Origin of the sequence: Leclercia sp. LTM14 (assembly GCF_023736175.1) — a bacterium.
GTDB lineage: Bacteria > Pseudomonadota > Gammaproteobacteria > Enterobacterales > Enterobacteriaceae > Enterobacter > Enterobacter barmai.
In genome coordinates this window covers 148,489-171,979 of record NZ_JAIKTT010000009.1, presented here as the reverse complement: position 1 = coordinate 171,979, position 23,491 = coordinate 148,489, and the positions used below count along the sequence as shown (strand labels likewise).

Genomic DNA, 23,491 nt, shown 5'->3' with positions numbered 1-23,491 from the left:
GGGCCATGAACAAACCTGAACCTGCGACCCGCGCTGCGGCGGGCATTGATACCAGCTGGTTGACCCGCCTGCAGATGGCCCACGGCCGCAAGCTGGTCATCGCTATGCCGTATCTGTGGCTGATCCTGCTGTTCCTGCTGCCGTTCCTGATTGTGTTCAAAATCAGCCTGGCGGAGATGGCGCGGGCGATCCCGCCTTACACCGATCTGATGGAGTGGGCGGACAGCCAGCTGGCGATCACCCTCAACCTGGGCAATTTCCTGCAGCTGACCGACGATCCGCTCTACTTCGACGCCTATCTGCAGTCGTTGCAGGTGGCGGCCGTCTCGACACTCTGCTGTCTGCTGCTGGCCTATCCGCTGGCGTGGGCGGTGGCCCACAGCAAACCCTCGACGCGTAACATCCTGCTGCTGCTGGTGATTCTACCTTCGTGGACCTCGTTCCTGATCCGCGTCTATGCCTGGATGGGGATCCTGAAGAACAACGGCGTGCTGAATAACGTCCTGATGTGGCTGGGGGTTATCGATCAGCCCTTGACCATTCTGCACACCAACCTGGCGGTCTATATCGGGATTGTATACGCCTATCTGCCGTTTATGGTGCTGCCGATCTACACCGCCCTGACGCGCATCGACTATTCGCTGGTGGAAGCGGCGCTGGATCTCGGCGCCCGTCCGCTGAAAACTTTCTTCAGCGTCATTGTGCCGCTGACCAAAGGCGGAATTATCGCCGGGTCGATGCTGGTGTTCATTCCGGCGGTGGGGGAGTTCGTGATCCCGGAACTGCTCGGGGGCCCGGACAGCATCATGATTGGCCGCGTGCTGTGGCAGGAGTTCTTCAATAACCGCGACTGGCCGGTGGCCTCGGCGGTGGCGATTGTGATGTTGCTGCTGCTGATTGTGCCGATCATGTGGTTCCACAAGTATCAGCAGAAACAGATGGGAGACCACGGATGAACAACTTACCGGTAGTGCGCTCTCCGTGGCGGATCCTGATCCTGGTGCTCGGCTTTACGTTCCTGTATGCGCCGATGCTGATGCTGGTGATCTACTCCTTCAACAGCTCCAAGCTGGTGACGGTGTGGGCGGGCTGGTCAACGCGCTGGTACGGCGAGCTGTTCCACGACCAGGCGATGATGAGCGCCGTGGGGTTAAGCCTGACCATTGCCGCCTGCGCGGCAACGATGGCAGCCATTCTCGGCACCATTGCCGCAGTGGTGATGGTGCGTTTCGGTCGTTTTCGCGGAGCCAACGGCTTTGCCTTTATGATCACCGCGCCGCTGGTAATGCCGGACGTGATCACCGGCCTGTCGCTGCTGCTGCTGTTTGTGGCGATGGGGCACGCCATTGGCTGGCCGTCCGATCGCGGTATGCTCACCATCTGGCTGGCCCACGTCACCTTCTGTACCGCCTATGTGGCGGTGGTGATCTCCTCGCGTCTGCGCGAGCTGGATCACTCCATTGAAGAGGCGGCAATGGATCTCGGGGCGACGCCGCTGAAGGTGTTTTTCATCATCACCCTGCCGATGATCATGCCGGCGGTGATCTCCGGCTGGCTGCTGGCGTTTACCCTGTCGCTGGACGATCTGGTGATCGCCAGCTTCGTCTCCGGCCCGGGCGCCACCACGCTGCCGATGCTGGTTTTCTCCAGCGTGCGCATGGGGGTAAACCCGGAGATCAACGCCCTGGCGACGCTGATTCTGGGCGTGGTCGGCATCATCGGTTTGATCGCCTGGTATCTGATGGCGCGGTCTGAAAAACAGCGTCAGCGCGATATCCAGCGTGCAAGACGCGGCTGAAGCTCCTAAAATCTGCAGAGAAGCGTAATTGGATGCCGCGTTAACGCGGCATCGTTTCATGGAAGACATCACGTTGGGATTTTTCACGAAAACTAGCCGGTCACATGCCCGTCTGAACGTTCCTGCCCTGGTGCAGGTGGCGGCGCTCGCCATTATCATGATCCGCTGCCTCGATGTATTTATGATTTTCAACACTTTGGGCATGCGCGGGCTGAGCGAGTTTATCCACCGCAGCGTGCAGACGTGGAACCTGACCCTGGTCTTTTTCGCCAGCCTGATGCTGGTGTTTATCGAAATCTACTGCGCCTTTTCGCTGGTCAAAGGGCGTAACTGGGCGCGGATCCTCTATCTGCTGACCCAGATTGTCGCCACCGGCTACCTGTGGGCCGCGTCGCTGGGTTACGGCTATCCCGAGCTGTTCAGCATTCCCGGCGAGTCCAGAGGCGAGATCTTCCGCACCCTGGTGATGCAAAAACTGCCCGACCTGCTGGTGCTCGGCCTGCTGTTTGTGCCTGCGGCCAGCCGACGGTTTTTCAATCTGCAATAACGTGTATAATCGCTGCCCCCAGACGTATTAAGGTTTCGTTATGCAGTGCGCACTCTATGACGCCGGTCGCTGTCGCTCCTGTCAGTGGATTGAACAGCCGGTCTCTTCTCAGCTTTCCGCCAAAATGGCCGACCTCCGGACCTTGCTGTCCGGAATGCCGGTGGCGGAGTGGTGCGCGCCGGTCAGCGGGCCGGAGCAGGCGTTTCGCAATAAAGCCAAAATGGTGGTCAGCGGCAGCGTCGAAAAACCGCTGTTTGGCATGCTGCACCGGGACGGTAATCCTGTCGATCTCACCGACTGCCCGCTCTATCCGGCCTCGTTTGCCCCCATCTTTGCCGTCCTGAAACCCTTTATCGCCCGCGCGGGTCTTACGCCCTACAACGTCGAACGTAAGCGCGGCGAGCTGAAATACCTGCTGCTCACCGAGAGCCAGCTTGATGGCGGGATGATGCTGCGCTTCGTCCTGCGCTCAGAGGCCAAACTGCCCCAGCTCCGCGCGGCCCTGCCGTGGCTGCAACAGCAGTTGCCGCAGCTGAAGGTGATCGCTGCCAATATTCAGCCGGTGCATATGGCGATTATGGAAGGCGAGGAGGAGATCTTCCTCACCGACGCCCAGGCGCTGGCGGAGCGTTTTAACGATGTGCCGCTGTGGATCCGCCCGAAGAGCTTCTTCCAGACCAACCCGACCGTCGCCAGCCAGCTGTACGCCACGGCGCGCGACTGGGTACGTCAGTTACCGGTTAACCATATGTGGGATCTCTTCTGCGGCGTCGGCGGCTTTGGCCTGCACTGCGCCACCCCGCAGATGCAGCTTACCGGGATCGAAATCTCCGCCGAGGCGATCGCCTGCGCCACCCAGTCGGCCACAGAGCTGGGGTTAACGAACTTGCACTTCCAGGCGCTCGACTCCACGCAGTTCGCCACCGGACAGGGCAGCGTACCGGAGCTGGTGCTGGTCAACCCGCCGCGTCGCGGCATCGGCAAGGTGCTCTGCGACTACCTGAGCCAGATGGCGCCGCAGTTTATTATCTACTCCAGCTGCAATGCCCGGACGATGGCGAAAGACATTGGCGATCTGCCCGGTTATCGGGTCGAACGGGTGCAGCTGTTCGATATGTTCCCGCATACTGCCCACTATGAAGTACTCACGTTATTAGTGAAGTCCTGAGGAACCGCCCGGCGGCGCTGCGCTTGCGCGGGCCTACAATTATTCCCTCTCCCCTATGGGGAGAGGGTTAGGGTGAGGGGATCAACGCGCACAATGTTAAACAAAATGTGAACGTTTCCCGCCGTAGAAATCAGGTAAGCTTTAGCTGTTAAGATTCAATAAGGCTGACCGATGAAGCAGATCCTGCTGGTAGAAGATGACGGCGATATCGCCGCGTTACTGCGTCTCAATTTAGAAGACGAAGGTTACGTGATTACCCACGAGGCGGACGGGGGCAGGGCGCAGCACCTGCTCGGACAATCCCACTGGGATGCGGTGATCCTCGACCTGATGCTGCCCAACGTTGACGGGCTGACCCTCTGCCGGGCGATCCGCGCCCGGGACCACTATCTGCCGGTGATTATCATCAGCGCCCGCAGCAGCGAAACCGAGCGCATTCTGGGCCTCGAAACCGGGGCCGATGACTATCTGGCGAAACCCTTCTCGGTGCAGGAGCTGGTGGCGCGCATCAGGGCGCTGTTCCGCCGTCAGCAGGCGATGGGGCAGCAAACCTCCAGGCTTATCAACGCCCACGGGCTGACCATCGACCCGCTGGCCCGCAGCGTGCTGCTGCGTGGCGAGGTGGTTGACCTCACGCCACGGGAATTCGATCTCCTCTACTTTTTCGCCCGTCATCCCGGGGAGGTCTTCTCCCGTCTGGCCCTCCTTGAGCAGGTGTGGGGATACCAGCACGAAGGGTACGAGCACACCGTCAACACCCACATCAATCGCCTGCGGGTAAAAATTGAGAAAGACGCCGCCGAGCCGGAGATCATCCGCACCGTCTGGGGAAAAGGCTATCTGTTTGCGGAACGTCCGCTATGATCCGCCGCCTCACTCTGCTGTTTATTCTTCTGCTGACGGGCTGTGCGGCGGTGGCCTGCGCGGTGCAGCTCTGGACCAGCATGCAGTACGGCAACGCCATGGTGCAGCGCCTCTCCGGCGGGCTGGCACAGCATATCGCCCAGCGGGAAACGCTGCTGGATGCCAACGGCCAGGTCGACCGCACCCGGCTCAAGCCGCTGTTTGACCGCCTGATGACTTACAACCCGAGCGTGGAGCTCTACGTCCTCTCCCCCGACGGGCAGATCCTCGCCGATGCCGCGCCGCCGGGGCACATCAAACGGCAGAAGCTTGCCGTTGCGCCGGTACAGCAGTTCCTGAGCGGCGGGATGATGCCGGTCTACGGGGACGATCCGCGCAGCCTGACCGGGGAGAAGGTCTTCAGCGCCGTGCCGCTGCATCAGGACGGCGTGCTGCGCGGCTATCTGTATATCGTTTTGCAGGGGGAAGAGCTGAACGCCCTGGCGGAGCAGGCGTGGCAGAAAACGCTCTGGAGCACGGTGCTCTGGTCGCTGCTGCTGGTGGCGCTCTTCGGCGCGCTGGCGGGCGGGCTGGTCTGGTACTGGGTGACACGGCCCGTGAAGCAGTTAACCGACGAGGTGAGCGGCCTGGATCGCGAAAGTATGCACGTCATCAGGCAGCTCGCCACCCAGCCCCTGCAGGCCGCGCCCTCTGACGAAGTGGCCCTGCTGCGCAATACCTTTATCGAGCTGGCGCAGCAGATTGCCAGCCAGTGGGATCAGCTGGCCGACAGCGACCGGCAGCGCCGGGAGTTTATCGCCAATATCTCCCACGACCTGCGCACGCCCCTGACCTCACTGCTGGGGTATCTGGAAACCCTGTCGCTGAAATCCGGCACCCTGTCCGCGCAGGAGACGCAGCACTATCTCTCCATTGCCCTGCGTCAGGGCCATAAGGTTCGCCATCTGTCGCAGCAGCTGTTTGAGCTGGCGCGCCTTGAGCACGGCAGCATCAAGCCTCAGCGCGAACGCTTTGCCATTGGGGAGCTTATCTCCGACGTGGCGCAAAAGTTTGACCTGGCGGTGGAGACGCGCCAGCTTCGGCTGCATATCGACGTGCCGCGCCAGCTGCCGATGATCAATGCCGATCTGTCGATGATCGAACGGGTGGTCACCAATCTTCTGGATAACGCGATTCGCCATACGCCGCCGGGGGGCGAAATCGGGCTTAAAGTGTGGCTGGAGGGTGAGCAGTTGCAGGTTGAGGTCAACGACAGTGGGCCGGGGGTGGATGAACACCTGCGCGATGGGCTCTTTATGCGGCCGTCAGCGCTGAGCCAGCAGGCGTCGAGGGATAATCGCGGCGGGCTGGGGCTGTTGATTGTCAAACGAATGCTGGAGCTGCACGGCGGGGGGATCAGGCTGATGGAGGCGGCGAAAGGGGCGCGTTTTCGCTTCTATGTGCCGCTTTGAGTAATGCCGGGTGGCGCTACGCTTACCCGGCCTACAAAACCGCACCGTACGTAGGCCGGGTAAGGCGTAGCCGCCACCCGGCATCAGACCGCACAGTCTGTAGGCCGGGTAAGGCGTAGCCGCCACCCGGCAATCAATCTTACTGCGGGAACCACTGGTCGCTGATTTTCTGATACGTGCCGTCGGCTTTAATCGCTTTCAGAGCGCCGTTCAGTTTCTCCACCAGGGCTTTATTGTCCGGACGCACAGCGATGCCCAGACCGGTGCCGAAGTACTGCGGATCGGTCACTTTATCGGTAGCGGTACCCAGCTGCGGGTTGGTTTTCAGCCACTCGTTCACCACCGCGGTGTCACCGAATACGCCGTCGATACGGCCATTTTTCAGGTCGATAATTGCGTTCTGGTAGCTGTCATAGGCCACGGTTTTCACTTCCGGGTGCTTATCCTGCAGGTATTTCTGGTGGGTGGTGCCGTTTTCCATGCCGATGCGCTTGCCTTTCAGCTGCTCAAAGGAGGTGTACTGGCCTTTTTTGGCGATCACCACCGCAGAGTTGGCGTAGTATGGTTCGGTAAAGGCAACCTGCTTGCTACGCTCCGGAGTGATGTCCATGCCGGAGATCACCGCGTCATATTTTTTGAATTTCAGGGCCGGGATCAGGCTGTCAAAGGCGTGGTTAGTAAAGGTGCACTCGGCCTGCATCTGGGTACAGAGCGCTTTTGCCAGGTCGATATCAAAACCGACGATCTGGTTGCTGGCATCCAGCGATTCAAACGGTGGATACGTCGCAGAAACACCGAAGCTGATCTTGTCGGCGGCAGAGGCGCCAGCGGCGAAGGTAGCGAGTAAAGCGGCCAGAACTAACTTTTTCATTATGAAGCTCCCGTCTGTCAATCTTGTCATTATATGCCGTGTCTGCGGCTGAACGTCACAATGCCATCTAATGAATTTATATGCAATAAAAATGATTAAGTATTTTTTGAGAAATAAAAAAAGACGGACAGTGGTTAGACTTGCCCGTCTTTTTTAAATCAAACTTATGCAGTTTTAATTACGGCGTTCGAAGGCCAGCGCCCGGCGTTCAACGACACGCATCAGCAGGGTCAGCAGGCCGTTGACGATGAGATAGATAATACCGGCAGCGCCAAACACCATCACATCGTATGTCCGTCCGTACAGCAGCTGCCCGTGGCCCATCACTTCCATCAGGGTGATGGTATAGGCCAGCGACGTGCTCTTGAACACCAGCACCACTTCGTTGGAGTACGAAGAGAGCGCGCGTTTGAACGCGTACGGCAGCAGGATCGCCAGCGTGTCTTTCTTGCTCATCCCCAGCGCGCCGCAGGACTGCCACTGGCCGTCCGGAATAGCGCGGATCGCGCCGTAGAACAGCTGCGTGGTATAGGCGGCGCTGTTCAGCGACAGGGCGAGCAGGGCGCACAGCCACGGCTCGGAGAGCAGATGCCACAGCACCGGATATTCCTGCAGCGTCGGGAACTGGCCCGGGCCGTAGTAAATCAGGAAGATCTGCACCAGCAGCGGCGTGCCGGTAAACAGGGTGATGTAGCCGCGCACGATCCACACCAGCACCGGCGTTTTCAGCGTCAGGATGATGGTGAAAATCAGCGCCAGGATCAGCGCCACGATAATCGAGGCCACCGTCAGCGTCAGGCTGGTGTGCAGCCCTTTCATCAGTTCGGGTAAATACTCAAGCATCAGCCTGGTCTCCGTTCAAAACGCGTCGCACGCAGGTCAATACGCTTGAGGATGTACTGACTGAGCAACGTGATCACCAGGTAGATGGCCGCCGCCACGATGTACCAGGTAAAGGGCTCCTGGGTACGGGTGGCAATGCTTTTGGTCTGCAGCATCAAATCGTTAACGCTGATTAAGCTCACCAGCGCGGTATCTTTCAGCAGCACCAGCCACTGGTTGCCGAGCCCCGGCAGGGCATGACGCCACATCTGCGGCATCACCAGACGGAAGAAAATCGCGGTTTTCGACAGCCCCAGCGCCTGACCGGACTCCCACTGTCCCACCGGCACCGCTTTCAGCGCGCCGCGCAGGGTTTGCGAGGCATAGGCGGAATAGAGCAGGGAGAGGGCGATCACGCCGCACAGGAACGGGCTGACGTCGAAGTTTTCGATCTGCATCTGAATCGGGATCTGCACCACGCCCAGATTGAGCGTAAAGCCGTCCGACAGCATCAGCAGCAGCTGCGAAGAACCAAAGTAGATAAACAGCACCACCAGGATTTCCGGCAGGCCGCGCAGCAGGGTCACCAGTGCTGAGCCGGTCCAGGCGACAGGTCGCCACTTAGCCGACTCCCACACGGCAAAGATCATCGCCAGCACCAGGCCGATAATCAGCGCACAAACGGCAAGGCCGACGGTCATCCCGGCGGCGCTTGCTAATGGAAAAATTTCGTTCATCAGATCTTACTTCTGGAACCATTTGTTGTAGATGGAATCGTAGGTCCCATCTTTCTTCACTTTTTCCAGCGCAGTGTTGAATTTCTGCTGCAGCTCGGTGTTGCCCTGACGGACAGCAATGCCGAGACCGGTGCCGAAGTAGTCTTTATCCGTCACTTTATCGCCCACCGCGGCCAGCTTGTCGTTCGCTTTCAGCCATTCAGTCACCACCGCGTTGTCACCGAAGACGGCATCGATACGGCCGTTCTGCAGATCCAGACGGGCGTTCTGATAGCTGTCGTAAGGCACGGTAGTGATTTCCGGGTGCTTATCCATGATGAATTTCTGGTGCGTGGTGCCGTTCTGCACGCCCACTTTCTTACCTTTCAGCGCGTCGATAGAAGCGTATTTACCCTTCTGGCCGATGAACAGCGCGGAGTTTTCATAGTAAGGGGTGCTGAACAGAACCTGCTTTTCACGTTCCGGGGTGATGTCCATACCGGCCATGACCGCGTCGATACGGCGGAATTTCAGGCTTGGGATCAGGCTGTCGAAAGACTGGTTAGCGAAAGTACAGGTGGCGTCGATCTCTTTGCACAGGGCGTTAGCCAGATCCACGTCAAAGCCGACAATCTTGTTATTCGCATCCATAGATTCAAACGGAGGGTAGGAGGCTTCGGTTGCAAAACGAATGGTCTGAGCTGCGGTGGCAGAGAGGCTAACGCTTGCAAGCAGCGCGGCAATCACTATTTTTTTCATTGTCGTTCTCTCGATTCGATTAGTGAGACAGATAATTTCTGAATGCGTCGGTCTGCGGCTCGGCAAAGCAGCGCGCATCCCCTTGCTCCACGATATGACCGTTTTCCATATAGACCACACGGCTGGCGGTTTTACGCGCCACTTCCACTTCGTGGGTCACGATCACCTGGGTAATGTTGGTCTCCGCCAGTTCGCGAATAATGCTGACGATCTGGGCGGTGATTTCCGGGTCCAGCGCGGCGGTCGGTTCGTCAAACAGCAGAACCTGCGGCTCCATCATCAGGGCGCGGGCGATGGCCACACGCTGCTGCTGACCGCCGGAGAGGTGCAGCGGATAACGGTCGCTGTACGGCTTCAGGCGCAGACGCTCCAGCAGCTTCTCGGCACGGGCCAGCGCCTGCTCTTTTGACAGGCCCAGCACGCGGCAAGGCGCTTCAATCAGGTTTTGCTGCACGGTGAGGTGCGGCCAGAGATTATATTGCTGAAACACCATGCCGACGTTCTGACGCAGATCGCGGATCGCTTTCTCGGAGGGTGCTTTAGCAAAATTAAAGTGATTACCCGCGATATCCAGGGTTCCGGAGCGGGGCATTTCAAGCAGATTGAGGACGCGAAGCAGCGAACTTTTACCCGCGCCGCTTGGGCCTAACAGCACCAGCGTCTCGCCCTCAGGGCAATTGAGTGTGATGTCGAACAGCGCCTGGTGTGCGCCGTAGAAGCAGTTAATGCCGTTTAGTTGAATACTCATCGGGGCAGTCTTTACTCATCCAGGCAATCTATAGCAATTGAGGCCGCAAATAGTACCGTTGACAGAATAGTTATGCAATATAACTGCGTTAAAAGTTAAATATAAACCGTATCTATCCCTAAACATAGCACAAAATAGCGGAAGGCAATGTCGGCGAGAATAAATGTCGGCATTCCTCACGAAATGCCAGACATTTTACGGGGTTTTCCCTGCTTAACGGTCTGAAGCGCGCCGGATTAGCGGTTTTCAATCGACTGGCGCAGGGTGCCGGCCGGGGCATGGACGCTGCCGCCGAGGTAGCGCACGTCGTCGATCGCCCAGCACTGCCCTTCGCGGATCATCAGCACTTCATCCTGCCAGGTCTGGCTGCCCTGCGTCAGCTTGACGCGTAGCGGAATATTGCGCGCATCGGTATTCGGGATGGTCGAGGCGCTGGAGACTTCGGCCTTTTCAGGGGCGGTGGTGCGGCTGGAGAACGGATCGTCTTTCAGCAGGCTGCTGTGCTGCGGATCGCGGCTGGCATCGCTCAGCAGCTGGGCCAGGTTATCGCTCAGGTACGGGCGCAGGGCGGTGAAGTCGTTGCTGCGGTGCGTAATGCGGTAGTCATAGAATTGTTGAGCCACGGCATCCGGCCCGCCGGTAATGCAGCTGCCGCTGCGGGTACCGATGTCCTTAAAGGCCGGGGTGACTGGCGTAGTGCAGGCGCTGAGCAGCAGCGCGCAAGGCACTAAAAGCGTCAAAGCAGAATAGCGCATGATGATTTCCTTATTAGGCTGCAATAATTAACTAACCTTTAAATGATAGCGTAACGAGCAGATAATGGTTTTGTTCTTAAACGGTTAGGTACGTAACACGGAGACGAAAATGCAATTTTCAACCACCCCCACTCTGGAAGGACAACCCATCAGCGAATACTGCGGCGTGGTGACCGGTGAAGCGATTCTCGGTGCCAATGTTTTCCGCGACTTTTTTGCCGGGATCCGCGATATCGTCGGCGGTCGCTCCGGCGCCTATGAAAAAGAGCTGCGTAAAGCCCGTGAAATCGCCTTTAAGGAGATGGGTGAACAGGCGAAAGCCATGGGCGCAGACGCCGTTGTGGGCATCGATATCGACTACGAAACCGTCGGCAAAGACGCCAGCATGCTGATGGTCAGCGTCAGCGGTACGGCGGTGAAAACGCGCCGATGAAGCAGGCATTTGCGCCCGTCCTGCTGGCCCTGCTGCTGGCAGGCTGTGCGGCAGAAAAAGGGATTGTCGAAAAAGGGGCCTATGAGCTGGATACCCGGCGACAGGCCCAGGCGGCCTATCCGCGCATCAAGGTGCTGGTTATTCACTACACCGCCGACGATTTTGACAGCTCTCTGGCGACGTTGACCGATAAAAACGTCAGCTCCCACTATCTGATCCCGGCGATCCCGCCTTTGTATAAAGGAAAGCCGCGGATCTGGCAGCTGGTGCCTGAAGGCTCCCTGGCCTGGCATGCCGGGGTCAGCTTCTGGCGTGGCGCCACGCGTATAAATGACACCTCTATTGGCATTGAGCTGGAGAACCGCGGCTGGCAAAAAATTGACGGACAGAAACGCTTTGTGCCCTTCGAACCGGCGCAAATCGCCGCCCTGATCCCGCTGGCGAAGGATATTATTCAGCGTTACGACATCAAACCGCAGAACGTGGTGGCCCATGCGGACATCGCCCCCCAGCGTAAAGACGATCCGGGGCCGCTGTTCCCCTGGCAGGCGCTGGCGCAGCAGGGCATTGGCGCCTGGCCGGATCCCGCCCGGGTGGCGTTTTACCTGAACGGGCAACCGCCTTACCAGCCCGCGGACAGTGCTGCGCTGCTGAGTTTATTATCCCGCTATGGCTATGATGTGCCAGATAATATTTCTCAAACACAGCAGAAGCGGATAATTATGGCCTTTCAAATGCACTTCAGACCGCAATTATGGAATGGCGTAGCTGATATAGAAACAATTGCCATCGCCGAAGCATTATTAGAGAAATACGGACAGGGTTAATCCTGGAAAACACGATTTTTGCGTAATTTTATCTTATTTTTCTTAAGATTAATCTTAAGTTCAATCTCGATTCATTTTTAGTTAATTGACTTAAATTTACCCGAATATAATATGTACACATAGCTTGCTAAGTAATTTTGCAAAGTAAATATTAATTGAGAGTAAATCTCACCCTAAAAATTTCTTCGAATTTATCCGGTGTGACTTTTCTGGCGCAGCGGCTCGCTTTATCCATAAAAATTGAAACAGGCATAATAATGTTAAACGTATATTGTAAAAATAGTCGCCCGGAAAAGGCGATTGACGCAATTATTGCTGCTACAGCAGATTACCCCGATAAAACGTTAAAGAAATGGCAGAAGATTATTACCGCCGATTCTGAATACGTGCACGTATTGATTAGCGGCGAAGTCGAGATACGCCGACGCTCTGACGAATTAAGTATGTTTACCATGCGCAAAGCGGGTTTTTTAGGCATCTCCGCTATCTATAACAGGGCCTCTCATATGTATGGCCTGGTCCGTGACACCACCATTATTCGCACCATCAAACGTGATGAATTTGAACGTATTCTCAGCGAGAAAAATTTATGGTCCGAGTTCAGCCAGCTCCTTATCTGGTATATCGACGTGCTGAGTAAACGCGATGACATCCTGGTTGCCCGCAGTGCGTATTCCGTGGTTCGTGAGTTCCTTATCGAAATAAATGAACTCATTGTTCACCAGAATCGCGATATTAACGTTTACGATTACATTCAGGAATACACCAGCCTGGCGCGCAGCACCATTATTAAAATTCTTTCAGACCTGAAAAAAGGTCACTATATTGTGGTCGAGAAAGGTAAATTGATAAATATTACCAGCCTGCCAGAACGCTACTGATTATCTGCTAAGAATCTCCATCGGGTAACGCCGGTGGGGATTTTTTTAGCATATGAGTATCTATATTTTCCGTTTTTAACGCTGCCGTCTGGTTTATCACCCGATTATCCGTCTCTGTGTCGGATTGCGTCTCATCCACCGGTTCATCCGGCACTTTCCCCTGCGAAATATCCTGCTGCTGTTCTTTTAACGCTTCCATAAACCGCTCTTTTAACGACACGGAATCTGTCTCTTGTTCAGCACCATGGACATCGGGCAAGGGTTCACTGGAAATATCACTGTCCGGGGCTTGCTGCCAGTCTGAAGATTTATCCATGTCAGGATCGTCTGATGGCATCGGCGGCGCGGTATATTTTTCGGGTACAGGTTTCGGCTCAGGGAACGGTTTTGAGACATACACATAATGCATATCGGAAAGCTGCGTATCCGGCTGCACGACGTTAACCGGTTTTGGCTCTGGTACCGGATGCCGCAGATTCCAGTAAATATGGGCGTACAACCCGGCGATCAAAATCGCCCCCAGGCAGCACAGGCAGGCCAGAGTTCTGAGCAGTATTTTATTGATTGAGGGGAGGCGGTAGGAGAACCATACCGCCTCGCCGGTATTAAAGCTGCGCTGTGCCGCGAGGCAAATAGTAGACATTATTGCGTTTTTCCTTTCGCCAGGGTGTGGGTCGCGGTGTCTGCGGTCGGCGTCAGTATCGTCGGCGTCGTGTTATTCACCCGCATCAGCTGCATCAGGGTCTCTTCACCCGGCATGCCGTCAACGTTCAGCTGGGTCTGCGCCTGGAATTCGCGGGTGCGCTTCACCAGCGCCTGCGTCCAGGATTGGGCATGGGTTTCAGGCTCATGCAGCGCCTGGCTGAGTTGCGTATCGATCCAGGCCAGATCCTTGCTGCTGCTGGCGGCTCCGACTTCATCCTGTCCTGCCGGCGTCAGTCGGTGCAATAAGGTGTAATTCCCGGTGGCGTGGGCGTTAAACCAGCTGCGCTTCACCTGCCAGGTACGATTATTCATCAGGAGATCAAGGGAATCCGCGCCTACTCGCGCGACGACCGCATAGTTGAGGTGATCCCCGGTTCGCAGCTCGCTCACCCACGGATACCCCTCTTTTTCCAGCGCCGTCAGCGCGGCGTTCCCCTGTTTACAGGCGAGATTCACCCGGGCGGCATTCTGGCAGAGCGCCTCCTCTGAGGAAGGATCGTAGCCCCACATGGTGTAGAGCTGATGCATGGCGTCCGGTGAATTGACCACCTCTTTCTCAAGCGTCGGCACGACCGGCGCTTTCGGCGTATGGACAGGCTGTTTCCAGCTCACGGGCACCGGCAGGTGCACAGGGAGTTTTGCCGTGATGGCGGAGGAGAAGTACCAGCCGCTGGCGGCAAAGAGCACGCTGGCGAACAGGCCAACCGTCGCCAGGGTTTTGCCGTGCGTCTTACGCGGCAGCACTTCGCCCGCCGCCAGACGTAAATGACGGGCACCCACCGCAGGGGCGCGCTCGGTCCAGGCCGCAAGCAGCGACAGGTGTGCCAGCGCGTTCAGCTTGCTCACCGACCCTTTGGTCAGGGCATGCATCCGGCGCACGCGGGCAGGAATAAAGGGCGAGGTTTCGGCCCCGTGCTCCTCGGCCTGCGCCTGAACATAGCTCAGCACTTCGCGGCAGGTAAGCGGGCGCAGGGTATGGCGGGTATGCACCCGGGACGCGAGGCCAGAGTGGTTCATCAGACGCGATTCCTGGTCCGGGGTACCGGTCAGGACCAGCGTCAGCGACAGACCAGACTCCTGCGCCCGGGAGAGCAGTATGCCCAGCGCTTCCCAGCAGTTATCCCGCATCGCCTGAACCGCCGCGACAGTCAGGACCAGACCGGATTTTTTACAGGACGGATATTTCTCCTGCCACTGGCGCAGCACACCGTCAATGGCGTGAATTTTGTTGCTGGCATCTTTTGCCTGGGCGTTGAGTTTATACAGCAGGCCTTTCGCGTTCAGTTTCGGAAAAGCATTAACCGCCACCCCGGCGGCGCTTTTCGCCAGCAGGTGAGCGGTGAAGGTGTTCAGCAGCTCCTCGTCATCGCCAAACAGCGCCACAATGCCAAGAGCGGTCGATTTCTCTGCCAGCATGCCGAAGACATCCTGATGATAAGGCGCAAAGAATGTGCCGCAGGGGCGGGCTGCGCTCCTGAAGGGGTGGCGGGTAAATTTAAAATGACTGAGGAACATAACGCTTCACCGTTGTATTTCATTGACCAAATGTCAGGCAGGAAAGTAAGGGAAGGGGAGAAGGGGGTCAATTTTGCCCGAGGAGAAAAATAACCTGTGCTGATTGGCTAACATCGGTTATTTGCTGGGTCAATAATTTTCTTTATTAAAGTTAACGGCGAACCCGATGGAGCGGGAGGCACATCATTATTACTATTTCCGGGTTTTCAGGTGCAGCGCCAGGCTGCTGATCCCTGCATTGACTAAAAGGTCAGTTTTAAAATGAAAATGCAGTTCTATTCCCGATATATTGCGCCCTGCGTGATGTTTGTCCTGCTGATATTCAGCGGCCAGCAGGGGTATGTTGTTTTTAAAGAGTATAAAAAGGTGGCTGATTCCGATCCGGATAACGCGTCCGCGCAGTCCCGTACGCAGCAGGCAGAGCAGGCCTTTGCTCTTTTCCAGCCTGCGGTTAACCAGCCCGCTGCGCAGCAGGTGGCGAAAAAGAGCCTTTCGGCTGAGGTCGACGGCATCATCAGCAGCGATGAGGCGTGGCTTTCTTTCGCCGTCATCAAAACGCCTGGCGGACAGAAGAGCCTGCGCGAAGGCGACCCGCTGCCGGGCTACAGCGATGCGTTTATAGAAGAGATTAATAGCGACAACGTGGTGGTGAATTACGAAGGCGACCGGCAGGTGCTGGCGTTAAAACGCCCGGACTATTTTAAAGGCGATATTAATCCCTCTCCGGCAATAAAGCCGAAAATCGATGCCGGGGCCGATAATTTACATCTCGACGATTATTTAGTGCTGAAGCCTTATATCGAAAAGGGTCAGCTTGAGGGCTATCAAATAAAGCCCAAAAATGCCTCTTCCTTTTTTAGCCATAGCGGGCTGGAAAAGGGCGATGTGGTAGTGAAAGTGAACGCCGTCGATATGACGCGCGCGGAGCAGGCGAAAAGTATTATCGCCAGCTGGTCGAAAATGAGAGAAGCGGAAGTCGTAGTCAGACGCCACGCTCACCTTGAAAATATTCGGGTTAATGTTTTAACCAATTAACAAGTGTAATGAGATGAAGAAATTTCCCTGGGCATGTATTGCGCTGACAGCCGCCTCTTTTATTTCCAGTTCCGTGATGGCGGCGAACTTTAGCGCCAGTTTTAAGAACACCGATATTCGCGAATTTATCGATACGGTAGGCCGTAACCTGAATAAAACGATCCTCGTCGATCCGTCCGTTCAGGGCAACGTCTCGGTGAAGACCTATAACGTGCTGACGGAGGATGAGTATTATCAATTCTTCCTGAGCGTGCTGGATCTGTATGGCCTGTCGGTGATCCCGATGGATAACGGCATGGTGAAAGTGGTGCGCTCCACGGTGGCGCGCACTGCGGGCGTACCGCTGGCGGACAGTAAACACCCCGGCAAAGGGGATGAGATCATCACCCGCGTGGTGCGGATGGAAAACGTGCCGGTGCGTGAGCTGGCGCCGCTGCTGCGCCAGCTGAACGATGCCTCCGGCATTGGTAACGTGGTCCATTTTGAGCCCTCCAACGTGCTGCTGCTGACCGGTAAAGCCTCGGTGGTGAACCGGCTGGTGGATCTGGTGGAGCGCGTGGATCGCTCCGGCATGCAGCGTCGCGAAATTGTCCCGCTGCGCTATGCCTCGGCCAAAGAGCTCTCCGACATGTTGAATAACCTCAACAACGAAGAGCAGAAAGGCCAGAACGCGCCGCAGCTGGCGACGAAAGTGGTGGCCGATGACGAGACCAACAGCCTGGTGATCAGCGGCTCGGAAGATGCCCGCTCGCGCACCCGCTCGCTGGTGAATCAGCTCGATCGCGAGCAGAACAACGAAGGCAATACCCGCGTCTTCTACCTGAAATATGCCAGCGCCAGCAAAGTGGTGCCGGTACTGACCGGGATTGGCGAGCAGCTGAAAGACAAAGCCCCGGCGGCGAAAAGCAAAACGGCGAGCACCAACAGCGATCTGAATATTACCGCCGACGAAGCCACCAACTCACTGGTGATCACCGCCCAGCCTAACGTGATGAACTCGCTGGAAAAAGTGATCGACAAGCTCGATATCCGCCGTCCGCAGGTGCTGGTGGAAGCGATCATTGCCGAAGTGCAGGACGGCAACGGCCTCGACCTGGGCGTGCAGTGGACCGGCAAACATGGCGGCGTGCAGTTTGGCGCCACCGGTATGCCAATCAGCCAGATCAAGAGCGGCGCCATCAAAGGGGCCAGCTTTACTGGCCTGGCGACCGGCTTCTTTAACGGTGACTTTGGCGCGCTTATGACCGCTCTTGCTACCGACGGTAAAAACGACATTCTCTCCACCCCGAGCGTGGTCACCCTGGATAACAAAGAGGCGTCGTTTAACGTCGGTCAGGACGTGCCGGTGCTGTCCGGTTCCCAGACCACCAGCGGCGATAACGTCTTTAACTCGGTGGAGCGTAAAACGGTCGGTACCAAGCTGAAAATCGTTCCCCAGATCAACGACGGCGACATTATTCATCTGAAGATCGAGCAGGAAGTCTCCAGCGTTGACGCCAGCGCGACGGAAGACGCCAGCCTCGGCCCAACCTTCAACACCCGTACCATCAACAACGAAGTGATGGTGCACAGCGGGCAGACGGTGGTTCTCGGCGGATTAATGGAGAACGTCACCAAGCAAAACGTTTCGAAAGTGCCGCTGCTGGGGGATATTCCGCTGGTGGGGCAGCTGTTCCGCTACACCTCGCAGGATACGTCGAAACGTAACCTGATGGTCTTTATCCATACCACCGTCCTGCGTGACGACGACAGCTACAGCGCGTCGTCGAAAGAGAAATATGACCAGATCCGCGCGCGCCAACAGCAGCGTATGGAAGAGAAAAAGCTGGGCATTATTTCCAATAATGATAACGCGGTGCTGCCGGCCTACCCGTCTAAGGGCTCCGCCACCACGGCGGCCACCCGCAATCCGTTTAAAGAGTAAGGGGATGGCAGATGGATGAACTCAGCAACGCCTTATGCACCAGCAGCTTTGCCAAGGATAACGGCGTCCTGTTTTATCAGGATCAGGTCTATGTCCGGGACGATGCCCCGGCGTTTGCCCTGCTGGAGATGCGCCGGGTGCTGGCGCGCTCCTTTACGCCGGTCATTCTGACGCCGGAGGCCTTTGACGAGATGCTGGCCAAAATCTGGCAGCAGAACAGCGGCGTCTCCCAGCAGCTGGTGGATGATATGGACGCCGATATCGATCTGATGGCGCTCACCGAGGAGATCCCCGACAACGAGGATCTGCTGGATAACGACGAAAACTCGCCGGTGATCCGCCTGATCAACGCCATTCTGGGCGAGGCGGTGAAAGAGGGCGCGTCGGATATTCATATCGAAACCTTCGAGCGCACGCTGAGCATCCGTTTTCGCGTCGACGGCGTGCTGCGCCCGGTGCTGCAACCGGCGCGCAAACTTGCGCCGCTGCTGGTGTCGCGCATCAAGGTGATGTCGAAGCTCGATATCGCCGAAAAGCGCCTGCCGCAGGATGGGCGTATCTCGCTGCGTATCGGGCGCAAAGCCATCGACGTGCGTGTCTCCACTATTCCCTCGCAGTACGGCGAGCGGGTGGTGATGCGTCTGCTCGATAAAAGTAATCTTAAGCCGGACATTAACAAGCTGGGGCTGATAGACGAAGAGCTACAGCAGCTGAAGGGACTGATTGGCCGTCCGCACGGCATTATCCTGGTCACCGGCCCGACCGGTTCCGGGAAAAGTACCACCCTGTACGCCATTCTGTCGGCGCTGAACGGGCATGAGCGCAATATCCTCACCGTTGAAGATCCGATCGAATATGAGCTGGAAGGGGTGGGGCAGACCCAGGTCAACCCGCGCGTGGACATGACCTTTGCCCGCGGGCTGCGCGCGATCCTGCGCCAGGACCCGGACGTGGTGATGATCGGTGAAATCCGTGACGGCGAAACCGCGCAAATTGCGGTGCAGGCCTCGCTCACCGGCCACCTGGTGATGTCCACGTTGCACACCAACAGCGCGGCAGGGGCCATCACCCGTCTGCGCGACATGGGGCTGGAGTCATTTTTGATCGGTTCATCGTTGCTCGGTGTCATTGCCCAGCGTCTGGTGCGTCGGCTGTGCGTGCACTGCCGGACCACCAGTCCGCTGGACGCCAATGAGAAAGCGCTGTTCAGCTTTATGGACGCGCCGCCAAAAGCGATTTACCGCGCCGTGGGCTGCGAGCACTGCCGCCAGAGCGGGTATCAGGGCCGCGCCGGGATCCACGAGTTCCTGGTGGTAGACAGCACCATGCGCCGGGCGATTCATGAAGATAAAGATGAAATGGCCATCGAGACCGAGCTGTTCAGACAGGCCTACAGCCTGCGCGAAAACGGCCTGCTGAAGGTTATCTCCGGCGTCACCTCGCTGGAAGAGGTGATGCGCGTCACCGCCGAGCGCGGGGGAGATGAATAATGGCGTGGTATGCGTGGACGGCCACCAGTGCGGCTGGGAAAACCCAGCGCGGCACCCTGCAGGCCGAAGGGCCAAAGCAGGTTCGCCAGACCTTGCGCGAGCAAAAGCTGATGCCGGTGAGCATCACGCCGACCCGGGAGCCCTCCAGTGCCGGGAGCGCGCAGAAGGGGATCAAACTCTCCACCCCGGTGCTGTCGATGTTTACCCGCCAGCTGGCGACGCTGGTGAACGCCGCCCTGCCGCTGGAGAGCGCCCTGAAGGCGATTGCGAAGCAGTCGGAAGATAAAAAGCTGGCGGCGATGGTGAGCGAGATCCGCGACAAAGTGGTGGAAGGGCATACGCTGTTCGACGCCTTCAGCCAGTTTCCGCGCACCTTCGACAAACTCTACTGCACCCTGGTGATGGCCGGGGAGAAAACCGGTCATCTCGGCGACGTGCTGGAAAAACTGGCGGAGTACAACGAGCAGCGCCAGAAGATGAAAAGCAAGCTCAGCCAGGCGATGGTCTACCCCATCACCCTGACGGTGGTGGCGGTGGCGGTGATCTGCATCCTGCTGGTGGCGGTAGTACCGCAGGTGATCGAGCAGTTTACCCATATGAAACAGCAACTGCCGATCACCACCCGCACGCTGATCGCGGTGAGTGATTTCCTGCAGGCGTACGGCATCTACATTGGCGGCGGGCTTGTCGCCGGATTTATCGGCTTTAAAAGCTGGCTGAAGAACGCGAAAAATCGCTTTCTCTGGCACCGCTGGCTGGTTAACGCCTCGCCAATCAAAAAACTGGTGTGCGCCATCAACAGCGCGCGCTACATCCGCACCCTGAGCATCCTGCAGGCCAGCAGCGTGCCGCTGCTGGAGGGGATGTATATCGCCATGGACGGGATTGAAAACCTCCATGCCCGTCAGGTGCTTGAGCAGGCGGCGGACACCGTGCGCCAGGGAGCATCGTTATATGCCGCGCTGGAGCAGGCGAAATTATTCCCGCCCACCATGCTGTACATGATCGCCTCTGGCGAAGAGAGCGGCGAGCTGGGCAACCTGATGGACAGGGCAGCTGAAAACCAGGAGTCCGCATTACAGCATCGAATTACCTTAACGCTGTCGGTATTTGAACCGGCGCTGGTGGTCTCAATGGCGACCATTGTTCTGTTTATTGTGATGTCAATATTACAACCGCTTCTGCAACTTAATAATATGGTAGGTTAATCATGGCGATGAAACGTAAAAACCTGGCACGCCAGGCGGGCTTTACTTTGCTCGAATTAATGGTGGTGATTGTTATTCTCGGCGTGCTGGCCAGTATGGTGGTGCCCAATTTAATGGGGAATAAAGAGAAAGCCGATACCCAGAAAGCCACCAGCGATATTGTCGCCCTGGAAGGTTCGCTGGATATGTACAAGCTGGATAACCACCGTTATCCCACCACGGAACAGGGCCTGCAGGCGCTGGTCACCAAACCTGAAATCGCGCCAATCCCGAACGGCTACCGCGCCGATGGCTATATTCGCCGTCTGCCGCAGGATCCCTGGGGCAGCGATTATATTCTGGTGAGCCCGGGCGAGCATGGCGCCATCGACGTATTTTCTGCAGGGCCGGATGGCGAAGCCAATACCGCAGACGATATTACCAACTGGTCATTCGATAAAAAATAATGAACAGGCAACGCGGCTTTACCCTGCTGGAAATTATTCTCGCGCTGGTGATATTTGCCAGTTGCGCCATGATGGTGGTTTCCACAATACCGTCGCGCAGCGGTGCGGATATATTTGGCCAGCAATTAAAAGCCGTTGTTGAATATGGTTCCGATCGCGCGGTAATGGACGGAAATATCCTGGGGCTGGTCATCACGACGGATAAATATCAGCTGATGACGCTGGAAGAAAAAAACGGCGAACGCCGCTGGGTTCCGCTGGCGCAACGACGTATCAACACCGGGGGCGATTTCCCGGAGGAGATGCACGTTTCGCTCACCCCGCAGCGTCTGGCCGCGACCCCTGATGCCGAACCGCAGATCGTCTTTTTACCGGACGGCGAGATGAGCCGTTTCACCCTGACGTTACAGAGCGCCGATAAAGAGCACCACTTCCGGGTGGTGTCCCAGGGCGCGCCACCGGTTACGGTAGAAAACGATGGCTAAACCTGATGCATCGCAGCGCGGCATGACGCTGCTGGAGGTGATGGTCGCCCTGGTGATCTTCTCCACCGCCGCGCTGGCGCTCATGAACTCGGTCTCCCTGAACGTGCGTTTTACTCACGGTCTTGCCGATACCCTGCAGGCCAGCTGGGTCGCCGAGAATCAGCTCGCCGAAGCGCAGCTCACCAAAAGCGAGTTTCCCGATGCAGAGCAGAAGGGGACCGAGCTGATGGGCGGGCGCAACTGGACCTGGCACATGCAGCGGGTTAAAACCGCCGATAAGCGCTGGGCGGATGAGATCCTGGTCTATGCCGAAGGGGATGAGAGCCAGCCGGTTGTGGCGATGCGGGTTCTGCCCCCGGGAGAGGAAAAGTGAAAAAACGGCAGAATCAGCGCGGGTTTACGCTGCTGGAGATCATGATTGCCCTGACCATTTTGCGGTGATCAGCACGCTCGCCTGGCAGATCCTCGATGGCGCAATGCGCACCAGCAACGCCACCGATCGCAGCGCGACCCGACTCAATCAGATCCAGCGCGCCTGGAGCCTGCTGGAGCGTGATTTTTTTCAGCTGCAGGCCCGGGCACCGCGCAATGAACCCGAGGTATTTCGCCAGGACGATAACGCGATTGAGCTGACCACCCTCAACGGCGTCAGCGGCAACGTTCAGTTAGAGCGGGTGCGCTGGCGCTTTGAAGATCACCGGCTGTGGCGTGACGTCTGGCCGACGATAGACAGCCCGGCGGGCGTCAAACCGGAAGAGGTGCCGATTGTCGCAGAGGTGAAATCCGTCCAGTGGCGGTTTTTCCGCGAATCATGGCAAAAGCGCTGGAGTGAAAGCGCGCATCAGCCGGATGGCGTTGAGCTGACGCTGACCATGGAGAGCGGTGATACCTGGCGCTGGGTCTTTACCACCCCGGGCGACATGCCGCAGCCGCAGGTCGCCGTAAAAGAAGCAGAGAAACCAGAAGGCGCACCGCCCGAGGCCGCGCAGGAGCAGGCCGCAGAACCCGCGCCGGGGAGCCAGCCATGAGTCAAAACACGCTGAAAAAGCAGCGGGGCGTCGCCCTGCTGGTGGTGCTGATCCTGCTGGTGCTGATGTCGGCGCTGGCATCGAAAATCAGCCAGCAGTTCAGCCGTAATCTGCAGAAAACTCACTATCAGGTGAGTCAGCAGCAGCTGCGCTGGGCAATTCAGCGCCAGGAGCAGGCGGTGAAAGAGCGGTTGCAGACCGCCGCCAGCGGCGAGAATCCTCTGGAGCCGGACGGCGAATGGCATCAGCCCCTTGAGACACAGGGGGAGTTTTACACGGTGGTGAGCCAGGTTGAGGATGCCCAGGACTGCTTTAACGTCAATAACCTGCTTACCGAGGAGAAGATGGCGAAAGAGCAGGCTGCGTCACCCTTGCCGGAGAAATCGTCTGAACAGCTGACGGTCGAGCAGCTGCTGGCCGACGCCGGACTGGATCAGACCACCGCGGAGCAGGTTTATCAGCAGCTGGTGGACTATCTGGATGGCGACAGCGTCACGGCGAAAGAGGCTCAGGAGACCGACGCCTGGGCTGGCGTTCAGCCCGCGCGCCTACCGGCCAACCAGATGATGCGCAACATCAGTGAAATCAGGCTGCTGCCGGCATTCCCGGCGGCGGCCTATGCCAAAGTCAGCGCGCTGCTGTGCGCCCTGCCGGACGCCAGCAGCAAAATTAACGTCAACACCCTCAAGCCGGAGCAGGCAAAGCTGCTGGCGGCGCTGTTTGCGGGAAAACTGACGGAGGATGACGCTACCCGGCTGCTCGCCGCACGCCCGGAAGCGGGGTGGGAAAACATGGAGGCCTTCAGCAAGGCGCTGGAGCAAAACTTCCCGCAGCTGAAGGATGATTTAACTCAGGTTGCCGAACGGGTGGCCGTTAACAGTCGCTACTTCCGGGTCAACTACACCGGCAACACCGACGATTTAACGCTGCGCGTGGTCAGCCAGCTTCAGGTCAACACTGAAGCGGGCGAGATCGTCACGTGGCAGCGTCGTTACCGAATGATTGAATAACAAAA

General features: G+C 57.5%; 25 protein-coding genes and 1 pseudogene. 18 read left to right on the top strand and 8 right to left on the bottom strand.

From position 1 onward, the window contains the following. Window positions 1-5: 5 nt before the first annotated feature. The 6 genes from potH (at window position 6) to K5I40_RS17710 (ending at window position 5,828) form a co-directional block, all read left to right on the top strand. Entirely contained in the window at window positions 6-956 is a 951-nt protein-coding gene (gene potH, locus K5I40_RS17735; RefSeq protein WP_223075049.1) for a putrescine ABC transporter permease PotH, read from the top strand. Beyond that, window positions 953-1,798 carry a putrescine ABC transporter permease PotI gene (gene potI / locus K5I40_RS17730; protein WP_039029545.1) on the top strand — a complete coding sequence of 282 codons (846 nt, stop codon included), beginning with the start codon at window positions 953-955 and terminating at the stop codon, window positions 1,796-1,798. Before potH ends, potI begins: the two co-directional genes overlap by 4 nt. 58 nt (window positions 1,799-1,856) lie before the next feature. After that, window positions 1,857-2,345 carry a YbjO family protein gene (locus tag K5I40_RS17725; protein ID WP_138369478.1) on the top strand — a complete coding sequence of 163 codons (489 nt, stop codon included), beginning with the start codon at window positions 1,857-1,859 and terminating at the stop codon, window positions 2,343-2,345. A gap of 40 nt (window positions 2,346-2,385) precedes the next feature. After that, the gene (gene rlmC / locus K5I40_RS17720; protein ID WP_251929800.1) at window positions 2,386-3,513 is read left to right on the top strand and encodes a 23S rRNA (uracil(747)-C(5))-methyltransferase RlmC; all 1,128 of its coding nucleotides are present in this window, start codon (window positions 2,386-2,388) and stop codon (window positions 3,511-3,513) included. 171 nt (window positions 3,514-3,684) lie between these two features. Next, a complete protein-coding gene (locus tag K5I40_RS17715; RefSeq protein ID WP_223075050.1) occupies window positions 3,685-4,377 on the top strand; it encodes a response regulator transcription factor in 693 nt (230 codons plus the stop codon). Continuing rightward, the gene (locus K5I40_RS17710; RefSeq protein ID WP_223075051.1) at window positions 4,374-5,828 is read left to right on the top strand and encodes an ATP-binding protein; all 1,455 of its coding nucleotides are present in this window, start codon (window positions 4,374-4,376) and stop codon (window positions 5,826-5,828) included. Before K5I40_RS17715 ends, K5I40_RS17710 begins: the two co-directional genes overlap by 4 nt. A 139-nt stretch (window positions 5,829-5,967) precedes the next feature. Here K5I40_RS17710 and artJ read toward each other — a convergent pair whose 3' ends face one another. The 6 genes from artJ to K5I40_RS17680 all read right to left on the bottom strand — a co-directional run bounded on the left by artJ (window position 5,968) and on the right by K5I40_RS17680 (window position 10,499). Continuing rightward, the gene (artJ, locus tag K5I40_RS17705) at window positions 5,968-6,699 is read right to left on the bottom strand and encodes an arginine ABC transporter substrate-binding protein ArtJ (protein WP_039029637.1); all 732 of its coding nucleotides are present in this window, start codon (window positions 6,697-6,699) and stop codon (window positions 5,968-5,970) included. A gap of 174 nt (window positions 6,700-6,873) precedes the next feature. Then, entirely contained in the window at window positions 6,874-7,542 is a 669-nt protein-coding gene (gene artM, locus K5I40_RS17700) for an arginine ABC transporter permease ArtM (protein ID WP_223075052.1), read from the bottom strand. Next, the gene (artQ, locus tag K5I40_RS17695; protein ID WP_032617286.1) at window positions 7,542-8,258 is read right to left on the bottom strand and encodes an arginine ABC transporter permease ArtQ; all 717 of its coding nucleotides are present in this window, start codon (window positions 8,256-8,258) and stop codon (window positions 7,542-7,544) included. Before artQ ends, artM begins: the two co-directional genes overlap by 1 nt. 6 nt (window positions 8,259-8,264) lie before the next feature. Next, window positions 8,265-8,996 (bottom strand): arginine ABC transporter substrate-binding protein ArtI, encoded by a 732-nt coding sequence (artI, locus tag K5I40_RS17690; RefSeq protein ID WP_139564642.1) that lies wholly within the window; start codon window positions 8,994-8,996, stop codon window positions 8,265-8,267. Between the two features lie 19 nt (window positions 8,997-9,015). Further along, window positions 9,016-9,744 (bottom strand): arginine ABC transporter ATP-binding protein ArtP, encoded by a 729-nt coding sequence (gene artP, locus K5I40_RS17685; protein WP_039029538.1) that lies wholly within the window; start codon window positions 9,742-9,744, stop codon window positions 9,016-9,018. Window positions 9,745-9,980: 236 nt separating this feature from the next. Next, window positions 9,981-10,499: a lipoprotein gene (locus K5I40_RS17680; protein ID WP_039029537.1), complete on the bottom strand. Its 519-nt coding sequence runs from the start codon at window positions 10,497-10,499 to the stop codon at window positions 9,981-9,983. A gap of 109 nt (window positions 10,500-10,608) precedes the next feature. Between K5I40_RS17680 and K5I40_RS17675 the strand changes: the two genes are divergently transcribed. The 3 genes from K5I40_RS17675 to K5I40_RS17665 all read left to right on the top strand — a co-directional run bounded on the left by K5I40_RS17675 (window position 10,609) and on the right by K5I40_RS17665 (window position 12,640). Then, complete coding sequence (locus tag K5I40_RS17675; RefSeq protein ID WP_039029536.1) at window positions 10,609-10,932, top strand: heavy metal-binding domain-containing protein; 324 nt, start codon at window positions 10,609-10,611, stop codon at window positions 10,930-10,932. After that, window positions 10,929-11,759 (top strand): N-acetylmuramoyl-L-alanine amidase, encoded by an 831-nt coding sequence (locus K5I40_RS17670; RefSeq protein WP_223075053.1) that lies wholly within the window; start codon window positions 10,929-10,931, stop codon window positions 11,757-11,759. The genes K5I40_RS17675 and K5I40_RS17670 overlap by 4 nt, the downstream gene beginning before the upstream one ends. 257 nt (window positions 11,760-12,016) lie before the next feature. Then, a complete protein-coding gene (locus tag K5I40_RS17665; RefSeq protein ID WP_223075054.1) occupies window positions 12,017-12,640 on the top strand; it encodes a helix-turn-helix domain-containing protein in 624 nt (207 codons plus the stop codon). A 7-nt stretch (window positions 12,641-12,647) separates the two neighbouring features. On the opposite strand, the gene K5I40_RS17660 is transcribed toward K5I40_RS17665, so the two are convergent. Both K5I40_RS17660 and K5I40_RS17655 read right to left on the bottom strand, forming a co-directional pair. Then, window positions 12,648-13,151: a hypothetical protein gene (locus tag K5I40_RS17660; protein WP_251929806.1), complete on the bottom strand. Its 504-nt coding sequence runs from the start codon at window positions 13,149-13,151 to the stop codon at window positions 12,648-12,650. Window positions 13,152-13,282: 131 nt separating this feature from the next. Then, the gene (locus tag K5I40_RS17655; protein ID WP_223075056.1) at window positions 13,283-14,860 is read right to left on the bottom strand and encodes a peptidoglycan-binding protein; all 1,578 of its coding nucleotides are present in this window, start codon (window positions 14,858-14,860) and stop codon (window positions 13,283-13,285) included. Window positions 14,861-15,163: 303 nt separating this feature from the next. Here K5I40_RS17655 and gspC point away from each other — a divergent pair, with 303 nt between their 5' ends. The 9 genes and pseudogenes from gspC to gspK all read left to right on the top strand — a co-directional run bounded on the left by gspC (window position 15,164) and on the right by gspK (window position 23,486). Continuing rightward, the gene (gene gspC / locus K5I40_RS17650) at window positions 15,164-15,895 is read left to right on the top strand and encodes a type II secretion system protein GspC (RefSeq protein ID WP_223075111.1); all 732 of its coding nucleotides are present in this window, start codon (window positions 15,164-15,166) and stop codon (window positions 15,893-15,895) included. Window positions 15,896-15,908: 13 nt separating this feature from the next. After that, window positions 15,909-17,819: a type II secretion system secretin GspD gene (gene gspD, locus K5I40_RS17645; RefSeq protein WP_039029532.1), complete on the top strand. Its 1,911-nt coding sequence runs from the start codon at window positions 15,909-15,911 to the stop codon at window positions 17,817-17,819. An 11-nt stretch (window positions 17,820-17,830) separates the two neighbouring features. After that, window positions 17,831-19,309 (top strand): type II secretion system ATPase GspE, encoded by a 1,479-nt coding sequence (gene gspE, locus K5I40_RS17640; protein ID WP_039029531.1) that lies wholly within the window; start codon window positions 17,831-17,833, stop codon window positions 19,307-19,309. After that, window positions 19,309-20,517: a type II secretion system inner membrane protein GspF gene (gene gspF / locus K5I40_RS17635; RefSeq protein ID WP_251931026.1), complete on the top strand. Its 1,209-nt coding sequence runs from the start codon at window positions 19,309-19,311 to the stop codon at window positions 20,515-20,517. The genes gspE and gspF overlap by 1 nt, the downstream gene beginning before the upstream one ends. A gap of 2 nt (window positions 20,518-20,519) precedes the next feature. After that, on the top strand, window positions 20,520-20,963 hold the full coding sequence (gene gspG / locus K5I40_RS17630) for a type II secretion system major pseudopilin GspG (protein ID WP_032617298.1): 444 nt from the start codon (window positions 20,520-20,522) through the stop codon (window positions 20,961-20,963). Next, window positions 20,963-21,448 (top strand): type II secretion system minor pseudopilin GspH, encoded by a 486-nt coding sequence (gspH, locus tag K5I40_RS17625; RefSeq protein WP_138369469.1) that lies wholly within the window; start codon window positions 20,963-20,965, stop codon window positions 21,446-21,448. Before gspG ends, gspH begins: the two co-directional genes overlap by 1 nt. Then, window positions 21,441-21,821 carry a type II secretion system minor pseudopilin GspI gene (gene gspI, locus K5I40_RS17620; protein WP_039029528.1) on the top strand — a complete coding sequence of 127 codons (381 nt, stop codon included), beginning with the start codon at window positions 21,441-21,443 and terminating at the stop codon, window positions 21,819-21,821. The genes gspH and gspI overlap by 8 nt, the downstream gene beginning before the upstream one ends. Beyond that, window positions 21,818-22,476 (top strand): annotated as a pseudogene (gene gspJ, locus K5I40_RS17615) (type II secretion system minor pseudopilin GspJ). The gene gspI and the pseudogene gspJ overlap by 4 nt, the downstream one beginning before the upstream one ends. Further along, window positions 22,473-23,486 (top strand): type II secretion system minor pseudopilin GspK, encoded by a 1,014-nt coding sequence (gspK, locus tag K5I40_RS17610; RefSeq protein ID WP_223075057.1) that lies wholly within the window; start codon window positions 22,473-22,475, stop codon window positions 23,484-23,486. The pseudogene gspJ and the gene gspK overlap by 4 nt, the downstream one beginning before the upstream one ends. Window positions 23,487-23,491 lie beyond the last annotated feature (5 nt).

What these genes read in the sequence shown, in the direction of transcription:
- gspG (WP_032617298.1), top strand. Translation starts at nt 20,520, where the DNA reads ATGGCGATGAAACGTAAAAACCTGGCACGCCAGGCGGGCTTTACTTTG.
- K5I40_RS17725 (WP_138369478.1), top strand. Translation starts at nt 1,857, where the DNA reads ATGGAAGACATCACGTTGGGATTTTTCACGAAAACTAGCCGGTCACAT.
- gspE (WP_039029531.1), top strand. Translation starts at nt 17,831, where the DNA reads ATGGATGAACTCAGCAACGCCTTATGCACCAGCAGCTTTGCCAAGGAT.
- gspF (WP_251931026.1), top strand. Translation starts at nt 19,309, where the DNA reads ATGGCGTGGTATGCGTGGACGGCCACCAGTGCGGCTGGGAAAACCCAG.
- rlmC (WP_251929800.1), top strand. Translation starts at nt 2,386, where the DNA reads ATGCAGTGCGCACTCTATGACGCCGGTCGCTGTCGCTCCTGTCAGTGG.
- K5I40_RS17675 (WP_039029536.1), top strand. Translation starts at nt 10,609, where the DNA reads ATGCAATTTTCAACCACCCCCACTCTGGAAGGACAACCCATCAGCGAA.
- gspI (WP_039029528.1), top strand. Translation starts at nt 21,441, where the DNA reads ATGGCTAAACCTGATGCATCGCAGCGCGGCATGACGCTGCTGGAGGTG.
- gspC (WP_223075111.1), top strand. Translation starts at nt 15,164, where the DNA reads ATGTTTGTCCTGCTGATATTCAGCGGCCAGCAGGGGTATGTTGTTTTT.
- potH (WP_223075049.1), top strand. Translation starts at nt 6, where the DNA reads ATGAACAAACCTGAACCTGCGACCCGCGCTGCGGCGGGCATTGATACC.
- potI (WP_039029545.1), top strand. Translation starts at nt 953, where the DNA reads ATGAACAACTTACCGGTAGTGCGCTCTCCGTGGCGGATCCTGATCCTG.
- artP (WP_039029538.1), bottom strand. Translation starts at nt 9,744, where the DNA reads ATGAGTATTCAACTAAACGGCATTAACTGCTTCTACGGCGCACACCAG.
- gspK (WP_223075057.1), top strand. Translation starts at nt 22,473, where the DNA reads ATGAGTCAAAACACGCTGAAAAAGCAGCGGGGCGTCGCCCTGCTGGTG.
- gspD (WP_039029532.1), top strand. Translation starts at nt 15,909, where the DNA reads ATGAAGAAATTTCCCTGGGCATGTATTGCGCTGACAGCCGCCTCTTTT.
- K5I40_RS17665 (WP_223075054.1), top strand. Translation starts at nt 12,017, where the DNA reads ATGTTAAACGTATATTGTAAAAATAGTCGCCCGGAAAAGGCGATTGAC.
- K5I40_RS17710 (WP_223075051.1), top strand. Translation starts at nt 4,374, where the DNA reads ATGATCCGCCGCCTCACTCTGCTGTTTATTCTTCTGCTGACGGGCTGT.
- artJ (WP_039029637.1), bottom strand. Translation starts at nt 6,699, where the DNA reads ATGAAAAAGTTAGTTCTGGCCGCTTTACTCGCTACCTTCGCCGCTGGC.
- K5I40_RS17715 (WP_223075050.1), top strand. Translation starts at nt 3,685, where the DNA reads ATGAAGCAGATCCTGCTGGTAGAAGATGACGGCGATATCGCCGCGTTA.
- K5I40_RS17655 (WP_223075056.1), bottom strand. Translation starts at nt 14,860, where the DNA reads ATGTTCCTCAGTCATTTTAAATTTACCCGCCACCCCTTCAGGAGCGCA.
- K5I40_RS17670 (WP_223075053.1), top strand. Translation starts at nt 10,929, where the DNA reads ATGAAGCAGGCATTTGCGCCCGTCCTGCTGGCCCTGCTGCTGGCAGGC.
- gspH (WP_138369469.1), top strand. Translation starts at nt 20,963, where the DNA reads ATGAACAGGCAACGCGGCTTTACCCTGCTGGAAATTATTCTCGCGCTG.
- artI (WP_139564642.1), bottom strand. Translation starts at nt 8,996, where the DNA reads ATGAAAAAAATAGTGATTGCCGCGCTGCTTGCAAGCGTTAGCCTCTCT.
- artM (WP_223075052.1), bottom strand. Translation starts at nt 7,542, where the DNA reads ATGCTTGAGTATTTACCCGAACTGATGAAAGGGCTGCACACCAGCCTG.
- artQ (WP_032617286.1), bottom strand. Translation starts at nt 8,258, where the DNA reads ATGAACGAAATTTTTCCATTAGCAAGCGCCGCCGGGATGACCGTCGGC.
- K5I40_RS17680 (WP_039029537.1), bottom strand. Translation starts at nt 10,499, where the DNA reads ATGCGCTATTCTGCTTTGACGCTTTTAGTGCCTTGCGCGCTGCTGCTC.